Below are 8,658 nucleotides of genomic sequence, written 5' to 3'. Positions count from 1 at the left end.
TAGCGGCGCATGTCGACGATGTGGTCGATGTGCTCGATGTCGACCGGGCACTGCTCGACGCAGGCGCCGCAGGTGGTGCAGGACCACAGGACGTCCGGGTCGATGACGCCGTTCTCCTCGGCGGTGCCGATCAGCGGGCGCTCGGCCTCGGCGAGGGCCGCGGCGGGGACGTCCTTGAGCTGCTCGGGCGTGGCCTTCTCGTTGCCCTCCATGTCCTTGCCGCCGCCCGCGAGGAGGTACGGCGCCTTGGCGTGCGCGTGGTCGCGCAGCGACATGATGAGGAGCTTGGGGGAGAGCGGCTTGCCGGTGTTCCAGGCGGGGCACTGCGACTGGCAGCGGCCGCACTCGGTGCAGGTGGAGAAGTCGAGCAGGCCCTTCCAGGAGAACTGCTCGACCTGGGAGACGCCGTAGACGTCGTCCTCGCCCGGGTCCTCGAAGTCGATCGGCTTGCCGCCGGTCGTCATCGGCTGGAGCGCGCCGAGCGCGGTGGCGCCGTCGGCGTTGCGCTTGAACCAGATGTTGGGGAAGCCGAGGAAGCGGTGCCAGGCCACGCCCATGTTGGTGTTCAGCGAGACCACGATCATCCACGTGAAGGAAGTAACGATCTTGAGGGCCGCGAAGAAGTAGGTGAGGTTCTGGACCGTGCCGAGGTCCAGGTCGTCCAGGAGCGCGATCAGCGGGTACGAGGCGAAGAATCCCGGCTCCCAGGCGGTGACGTGGTGCTGCACTCCTTCGAGGGCGCGCAGCGTCATGATGCAGACGCCGACGGTCAGGATGACGGTCTCGACGAAGTACGCCTGGCCCACCTTGGAACCGGCGAAGCGGGACTTGCGGCCCGCTCTCGCGGGCCCGTTCAGTTGTCGGATGACGATGAGGGTCACGATGCCGAGGACCGTCATCAGACCGAGGAACTCGGTGAAGATCTCGTACGGCAGCCAGTCGCCGACGATCGGGACGAGCCAGTCGGCCCGGAAGAGCTGGCCGAAGGCGTTCACGATCGTCAGGAGCAGCGCGAAGAAGCCGACCGCGACGAACCAGTGCGCGAAGCCGACGATCCCCCATCGATTCAGCCGGGTGTGGCCCAGGAACTCCCGGACCAGGGTGAGGCTGCGCTGGTAGGGGTTGTCCGTGCGGGTGCCGGCCGGGACCGGCTGGCCGAGGCGCACGACGCGGTAGATCCGCGCGATTGCCCGCACGAAGAGAACGATGCCGATCACGGCCGGCGGCAGAGACACGATGATCGCGGCGGGTTGCATCAGCGGGTCACCTTCTCAATGGTACGGAACCGGCCCGTCGGGCCCCGAGAGGACCCGGCGGGCCGGGAACGGATGTGCTTGTGGTCAGCCCTTGCGGGACTGGACCTCCTGGGTCAGGACCGGGACGACGTCGAAGAGGTCGCCCACCACGCCGTAGTCGACGAGGTCGAAGATCGGGGCCTCGGCGTCCTTGTTGATGGCGACGATGGTCTTCGAGGTCTGCATGCCGGCGCGGTGCTGGATCGCGCCGGAGATGCCCGCCGCGATGTACAGCTGCGGGGAGACCGACTTGCCGGTCTGGCCGACCTGGTTGGAGTGCGGGTACCAGCCGGCGTCCACCGCGGCGCGGGAGGCGCCGACGGCCGCGCCGAGCGAGTCGGCGAGCGCCTCGATGACGGCGAAGTTCTCGGCGCCGTTGACACCGCGACCGCCGGAGACCACGATCGCGGCCTCGGTGAGCTCCGGGCGGCCGGTCGACTCGCGCGCGGTGCGCGAGGTGACCTTGGTGCCGGTGGCCTTCTCCGAGAAGGAGACGGCCAGGGCCTCGACGGCGCCGGCGGCCGGGGCGGCCTCCACGGGGGCCGAGTTCGGCTTGACCGTGATGACCGGCGTGCCCTTGGAGACCCGGGACTTGGTGGTGAAGGAGGCGGCGAACGCGGACTGCGTCGCGACCGGACCCTCGTCACCGGCCTCCAGGTCCACGGCGTCGGTGATGATGCCGGAGCCGATGCGGACCGCGAGGCGGGCCGCGATCTCCTTGCCCTCGGCGGAGGACGGGACGAGCACGGCGGCCGGGGACACGGCGTCATAGGCGGCCTGGAGGGCGTCGACCTTCGGGACGACCAGGTAGTCGGCGAACTCGGCGGCCTCGGCCGTCAGGACGCGGGTGGCGCCGTGCTCGGCGAGGACGGCGGCAGTGTCGGCGGCACCGTTGCCCAGCGCGACGGCGACCGGCTCGCCGAGACGGCGGGCGAGGGTCAGCAGCTCCAGGGTGGGCTTGCGGACGGCTCCGTCGACGTGGTCGACGTAGACGAGAATCTCAGCCATGGGGACAACTCCTAGGGTGGGGGGCGAACTCCTGCCTTGCGAGGCGGTGTTCTAGACGAACTTCTGCTCCGCGAGGAAGGCGGCGACGAGCGCGGCCCCGTCTCCTTCGTCCTTGACGACGGTGCCGACCGCCCGAGCCGGACGCTGCGCCGCCGAGTCGACCGCCGTCCAGGCACCCGCCAGGCCGACCTCGTCCGCCTCGATGTCGAGGTCGGAGAGCTCCAGCTCCTCGACCGGCTTCTTCTTCGCGGCCATGATGCCCTTGAAGGACGGGTAACGCGCCTCGCCCGAGCGGTCGGTGACCGAGACCAGGGTGGGCAGTGACGCCTCCACCTGCTCAGTGGCGGAGTCGGTGTCACGGCGACCCGTCACGCGTCCCCCCTCCACCTTGACCTCGGAGAGCAGCGTGACCTGCGGGACGCCCAGGCGCTCGGCCAGGATCGCCGGCAGAACGCCCATGGTTCCGTCCGTCGACGCCATGCCACAGACGACCAGGTCGTAGCCGGTCTTCTCGATCGTTTTGGCGAGCACCAGCGAGGTGCCCATGACGTCCGAGCCGTGCACGTCCTCGTCGTCGACGTGGATCGCCCTGTCGGCGCCCATGGCGAGCGCCTTGCGCAGAGCCTCCTTGGCGTCCTCGGGACCGACCGTGACCACGGTGACATGAGCCTCGTCAGCCTCTTCGGCGATCTGCAGCGCCTGCTCGACCGCGTACTCGTCCAGCTCCGACAGCAGGCCGTCGACGTCCTCGCGGTCGACCGTCAGGTCGTCGGCGAACTTCCGGTCGCCTGTCGCGTCGGGAACGTACTTCACACATACGACGATGTTCACGATGGGGCGCTCCTGTTTCTCCGTGCCGGCCCTCGTACGGACCGCTTTCCTGTCGTGTGTGCTCGCCGCCGTCAGGCGTCGAGCCCGCCGCGCTTGACGAGCTGGGCGGCGATCACGTTCTTCTGGATCTCGTTGGTGCCCTCGCCGACGATCATCAGCGGAGCGTCCCGGAAGTAGCGCTCGACGTCGAACTCGGTCGAGTAGCCGTAACCACCGTGGATGCGGACCGCATTGAGCGCGATCTGCATGCCGGCCTCGGACGCGAACAACTTGGCCATGCCCGCCTCCATGTCGACGCGGCGTCCGGCCTCGGCCTCGCGCGCGGCGTACAGGGTGAGCTGGCGCGCGGCGGTGAGCTGCGTGGCCATGTCGGCGAGGTAATGGCCGATGGCCTGGTGCTGCCAGATGGGCTTGCCGAAGGACTCCCGCTCCTGGGCGTAGGCGAGCGAGTCCTCCAGGGCGGCGCGGCCGACGCCGAGCGCGCGGGCGGCGACCTGGAGACGGCCGGTCTCCAGGCCCTTCATCATCTGGGCGAAGCCCTTGCCCTCGGCCCCGCCGAGGACGGCGTCGGCGGGGGCGCGGTAGTCGTCGAAGGCCAGCTCGCAGGTCTCGACGCCCTTGTAGCCCAGCTTGGGAAGGTCGCGGGAGACGGTCAGGCCGGGGCCGTGCTCGGCGAGGAGGATCGAGATGCCCTTGTGCCCCGGGGTGGCGTCGGGATCGGTCTTGCACATCAGGGCGATCAGGCCGGCGCGCCGGGAGTTGGTGATCCAGGTCTTGGAACCGTTGACGACGTAGCCGTCGGCGTCCTTGCGGGCGATGGTGCGCATCGCCTGGAGGTCGGAGCCGCCGCCGGGTTCGGTGAGCGCCATGGTGGCCCGCATCTCTCCGGTGGCCATCCGGGGCAGGTAGCGCCGCTTCTGCTCCTCGGTGCCGAAGTGGACGAGCAGCTTGGCGACGACGGTGTGGCTGCCCATGGCGCCGGCCAGGCTCATCCAGCCCCGGGAGAGTTCCTCGGTGACGAGCACGTAGCAGGGCATCGAGACCGGGTTGCCGCCGTACTCCTCGGGGACGGCGAGGCCGTAGATGCCGAGTCGCTTCATCTGCTCGATCAGGGCCTCGGGATAGGTGTTGGCGTGCTCGAGCTCCTGGACGACGGGCTTCACCTCCTTGTCGACGAAGTCGCGCACGGTCTTGACGACGAACTGCTCGTCCTCGGAGAGGGCGTCCAGGGTGCTCACGGTGTACTCCTCGTGGTTCGGGTCGTTCGATGTCGCCGGGGCGGGCCGGCGGACGGGTCAGATCGCGCCCTCGGCCCGCAGCTCCTCGATCCGGTGCCGGGTGTGGCCCAGTTCGGTGAGGATCGGTTCCGTGTGCTCGCCGAGAGCGGGCACGGGGTCCATGCGCGGGTCGGTGCCGGCGAGGTCCACCGGAGGGCGCAGGGCCGGCACGACCGAGCCGGGGACGGCGACGTCCTGCCACCGTCCGCGGGCGGCGAGCACGGGGTGGTGGAGGAAGGCATGGACGTCGTTGACGCCCGCCCAGGCGATCCCCGCCTCGTCCAGTAGGTCCGCCAGCTCGTCGGCGGTGGACCGCAGGAAGCGTTCGGCGACGAGCGTGTCGACGGCTTCGCGGTGGGCGACGCGTCCGGATCCGGTGGCGAACCGCGGGTCTCCGGCGAGCTCGGGGCGATCGAGGAGGCGGGTGCAGAACGCCGCCCACTCGCGTCCGTTCTGGACGGAGAGCAGGATCTGCCGGCCGTCGGCGGTGGTGAAGGCGCCATAGGGGGCGATCGTGGCGTGCCGGGTGCCCATCCTCGGGGGCTGGGTGCCGCCGTGGCGGGTGTAGTACGCGGGCTGGCTCATCCACTCGGCGAGCGCCTCGAAGAGGGACACCTCGACGGCGCGGGCGACGCCGGTGATGGCACGGGTGAGGAGGGCGGTGAGGATGCCCGAGTAGGCGTACATGCCCGCGGCGATGTCCGCGATGGACACTCCGGTCCTGGCGGTCTCCTCGGGGGTGCCGGTCAGCGAGACCAGACCGGTCTGGCACTGCACGAGAAGGTCGTAGGCCTTCCGGTCGGCCCAGGGACCGGTGGAGCCGTAGCCGGTGACGGTGCAGGGGATCAGCGACGGGTGACGCCGGTTCAGGGCTGTCGCGTCGAGACCGAGACGGGTGGCCGCACCCGGGGCGAGATTCTGGACGAAGACGTCCGCGCGGCGCAGGAGTTGCTCCAGTATCCCGCGACCGGAGGGCGACTTGAGGTCGAGCGTCACCGATTCCTTCGAGCGGTTGAGCCAGACGAAGTAGCTGGACTGGCCGTGCACGGAGGTGTCGTACCGCCGGGCGAAGTCGCCCTCCCCGGGGCGCTCCACCTTGATCACCCGAGCGCCCAGGTCCGCGAGCTGGCGGGTGGCGAAGGGGGCGGCCACCGCCTGCTCGACACTGACGACGGTGATGCCGGAGAGGGGAAGCGCGGTCATGGTCCGACCTCCTGGGCGTGCGGGGCGTAAGGCTGCGGGTGAGCCGTCGGCGGACCTCCCGAAGGGGCGACGCGAGGTCCGCCGACGCGGAGGGCACGTGCGGGAGCCCTCGGGCCGCCTGCGGCGCCGCTCAGGGAACGGCACGCGCTCGGAACCCTCATTCCGGCAGCGATGCCATCATCAACTCTCATGGAGAGGTAAGTGAAATACTGATTCTTGATAGATGCATGCCCGCTGTGGATGGGGCGGAGGAGAGAAGCCGATGGACGTCAAACAGCTCAGGGCCCTCGTCACGGTGGCCGAGGCGGGCAGCGTGACCCGCGCGGCGGAGCTGCTGCACCTGGTCCAGCCCGCCGTGACCCGCCAGATCCGGACGTTGGAGCAGGAGCTCGGGGTCGCCCTGTTCGAGCGGACGCGTCAGGGCATGCAGCTCACCGCCGCCGGAACGACGATGGTCGAACGGGCCCGACGGGCCCTGAACGAACTGGAACGGGCCCGCGCCGAGATCCGGCCGACACCCGGCGTGCTTACCGGCATCGTGACCGTGGGCCTCCTCGACAGCACCAGCAGCCTGCTGGCCGAACCTCTGGCTTCGGCCGTACTGCGCGATCACCCCGGGATCGACCTGCGCTTGCTCACCGCGTACTCCGGCCACCTGCAGCAGTGGCTGGACGACGGCGACCTGGATCTGACCCTGCTCTACAACCTGGCCAGCACCCCGTCGCTCAACGCCGAGCCTCTGGTGCGGGAGCGCCTTTGGGCCGTCGCGCCGGCCTCCGCCGGACTGAGGGCGGACCGGCCCGTCCCGCTGCGGGAGGCTGTCGCTCACCCTCTCGTCGTCCCCGCGTCGGGGCACGGACTGCGCTCGGTGATCGACTCGGCGGCCGCGCAGGCCCGGGTGGAGATGAACCTCGTCGTGCAGACGAATTCGATGCACGTGCAGAAGCAGCTGGTGCGCGCCGGGCACGGCTGGACGATCCTGCCGGGCGTCGGGATCGCGGAGGACGTGGCCGACGGCTCCTTGAGTGCCGCTCCCCTGTGTGACCCCGAGGTGTGGCGCTCGATCGTGCTCGGCACTGCCAGGGCCGGCCGGACGTCTCAAGCGGCGCGCGTGGTGGCGAGAGAGCTGACCGATCGCATCCGGGCCGCTGTGCGCGACGGGAAGTGGCCTTCCGCGGAGCTCCACGACAACGGAGGCAAGGGGGCCTGAGAGGCTGCGGGGACCGGCCAGGCCGCCCTCGCATTCCCCCTCAGCATGCGGCCATCACGGATTTCTATTACTCAGGCTTATTCATCAGTGCACATGATGGAACTCCGCAGTCGCCAGCCGAGGAGAGCCATGCCCATCCCCCCAAGCCCTCTGGGCCCGTACGTGGAGTCGTGGAGCCCCGAAGCGCTCATCGAACACGATGCCCTGTCCGCCGGGCCCGTCGCCGCGCTTTCCGCGGTCCTCGACCTCCCGACCCCCGCCGCCGCGACCGGTTCGGCCCTGCCGCCCCTTTGGCACTGGCTCCACTTCCTCAGGTGGCCGGGGCAGAGGGACCTGGGCCCGGACGGCCACCCCTCCGACGGCCACTTCCTGCCACCGATCCCCGATCGCCAGAGGATGTTCGCCGGTGGACGCTGCTCGATCACGCGCCCCCTGACGGTCGGAGAACCGACGCGACGCGTCAGTAGCCTGGGCCAAGTGGCGACGAAGCAGGGCTCCACCGGCGAGCTGCTCTTCGTGACCGTCCGCACCGAGTACCTCCAGCAGGGCGCGACGTGCCTGATCGAGGAACAGGACCTCGTCTACCGGTCCGGACGGGGAGCCGCGGCACACCCGGCCGAACTGGACACCACCACCCCCGCGCGGTCCGACGAGGCCTGGCAGCTGCCGGTGGAGGCGGACCCCGCCCTGCTCTTCCGGTTCAGCGCGCTCACGGCGAACGCCCATCGCATCCACTACGACGTGCCGTACGCGACCGGTGAGGAGGGCTATCCCGCTCTGGTCGTCCACGGTCCCCTCCTGGTCCTGGCGATGCTGGAGCTCGTCCGGCGCGAGGCGCCCGGGAAGACCGTCGGGTCCCTGTCGTACCGGCTGCGCCGCCCCGCGTTCGCGGGCGAGCGCCTGCTGGCGGCGGGCGCACCGGGCGAGCGGGGTGCCGCGCTCAGGATCATGAGCCATCGCGAGGAGCGCCATGCCACGGCGGAGGTGACGTTCGCATGAGCCCGCGGCTCCCCCTGTCCGCCGGACGCCTGACGATGGCCCGCAGCTTCCTCTTCGTGCCCGGGGACCGTCCTGACCGCTTCGACAAGGCCGTGGCGACGGACGCGGACGCGGTGATCCTGGACCTGGAGGACGCCGTCGCCGCGCCGGACAAGGAACGTGCCCGCGAGCTCGTGGCCGCATGGCTCGGTGCGGGCAACGGAGCGGTGGTCCGTATCAACGCCCCGGGTACGCCATGGAGTGACGACGACCTGGCGATGGCCGCCGGGCTCGGCGCACCAGTGATGGTGCCGAAGTCCGAGGATCCTGCCGTACTGGCGGACCTCGCGTGCCGTACGGCAGGGAAGTCCGCGCTGATTCCGCTGGTGGAGACGGCCATCGGCGTCGAGCGGGCACCGGAGGTGTGCGTCACCGCCGGCGCGGTGCGGATCGCGCTCGGCAACGTCGACCTCGCCGGCCAGCTGGGCGTCGCCCACGACGACCGCGCGGCACTCGCGTACGCCCGGGCGCGGCTGGTCTCCGCCTCGGCGGCGGCCGGCCTCTGCGCTCCGGTCGACGGGGTGACGACCAGCGTGAAGGACCTCGCTCTCCTGGCCGAGGACGTGGCGCATGCCCGCCGGCTGGGCTTCGCCGCGAAGCTGTGCATCCACCCCGGCCAGGTCCCCGTCGTCGCGAAGGGCTTCGCGCCGACCGAGGACGAGAGGGCCTGGGCGAGGTCAGTGCTCACCGCGGGCGAATCGGTCACGGTGGTCGACGGGCACATGGTCGACAAGCCGGTCCTCGACCGGGCCCGGCGCATTCTGGCGATCGACTGACGACGGCGTACGGGGTGGCA

Annotated in this window: 8 protein-coding genes; 3 read left to right on the top strand and 5 right to left on the bottom strand. The window is 70.6% G+C overall.

What is annotated here, in order from left to right; translation table 11 throughout:
* From ACF1ED_RS36675 to ACF1ED_RS36655, 5 genes are all read right to left on the bottom strand, one after another.
* A partial coding sequence (locus tag ACF1ED_RS36675) for a 4Fe-4S dicluster domain-containing protein (RefSeq protein ID WP_391767700.1) occupies positions 1–1,256 on the bottom strand: 1,256 nt, incomplete at its 3' end.
* Between the two features lie 84 nt (positions 1,257–1,340).
* Entirely contained in the window at positions 1,341–2,303 is a 963-nt protein-coding gene (locus ACF1ED_RS36670) for an electron transfer flavoprotein subunit alpha/FixB family protein (protein WP_391767699.1), read from the bottom strand.
* 51 nt (positions 2,304–2,354) lie between these two features.
* On the bottom strand, positions 2,355–3,116 hold the full coding sequence (locus ACF1ED_RS36665; RefSeq protein ID WP_391767701.1) for an electron transfer flavoprotein subunit beta/FixA family protein: 762 nt from the start codon (positions 3,114–3,116) through the stop codon (positions 2,355–2,357).
* 89 nt (positions 3,117–3,205) lie between these two features.
* A complete protein-coding gene (locus ACF1ED_RS36660; RefSeq protein WP_391767698.1) occupies positions 3,206–4,372 on the bottom strand; it encodes an acyl-CoA dehydrogenase family protein in 1,167 nt (388 codons plus the stop codon).
* A 57-nt stretch (positions 4,373–4,429) separates the two neighbouring features.
* Entirely contained in the window at positions 4,430–5,614 is a 1,185-nt protein-coding gene (locus ACF1ED_RS36655; RefSeq protein WP_391767697.1) for a CaiB/BaiF CoA transferase family protein, read from the bottom strand.
* Between the two features lie 262 nt (positions 5,615–5,876).
* On the opposite strand from ACF1ED_RS36655, the gene ACF1ED_RS36650 reads away from it, so the two are divergent.
* From ACF1ED_RS36650 to ACF1ED_RS36640, 3 genes are read left to right on the top strand one after another with little or no spacing between them, the layout of a single operon-like run.
* A complete protein-coding gene (locus tag ACF1ED_RS36650; protein WP_391767696.1) occupies positions 5,877–6,824 on the top strand; it encodes a LysR family transcriptional regulator in 948 nt (315 codons plus the stop codon).
* 45 nt (positions 6,825–6,869) lie between these two features.
* Complete coding sequence (locus ACF1ED_RS36645) at positions 6,870–7,823, top strand: MaoC family dehydratase N-terminal domain-containing protein (RefSeq protein ID WP_391767695.1); 954 nt, start codon at positions 6,870–6,872, stop codon at positions 7,821–7,823.
* Positions 7,820–8,638: an HpcH/HpaI aldolase/citrate lyase family protein gene (locus ACF1ED_RS36640; protein ID WP_391767694.1), complete on the top strand. Its 819-nt coding sequence runs from the start codon at positions 7,820–7,822 to the stop codon at positions 8,636–8,638. Before ACF1ED_RS36645 ends, ACF1ED_RS36640 begins: the two co-directional genes overlap by 4 nt.
* Positions 8,639–8,658 lie beyond the last annotated feature (20 nt).

The organism is Streptomyces sp. NPDC014656, from assembly GCF_043084305.1.
GTDB lineage: Bacteria > Actinomycetota > Actinomycetes > Streptomycetales > Streptomycetaceae > Streptomyces.
Note: the sequence above shows the minus strand (reverse complement) of the source record. Positions and strands in the feature narration are given on the sequence as shown.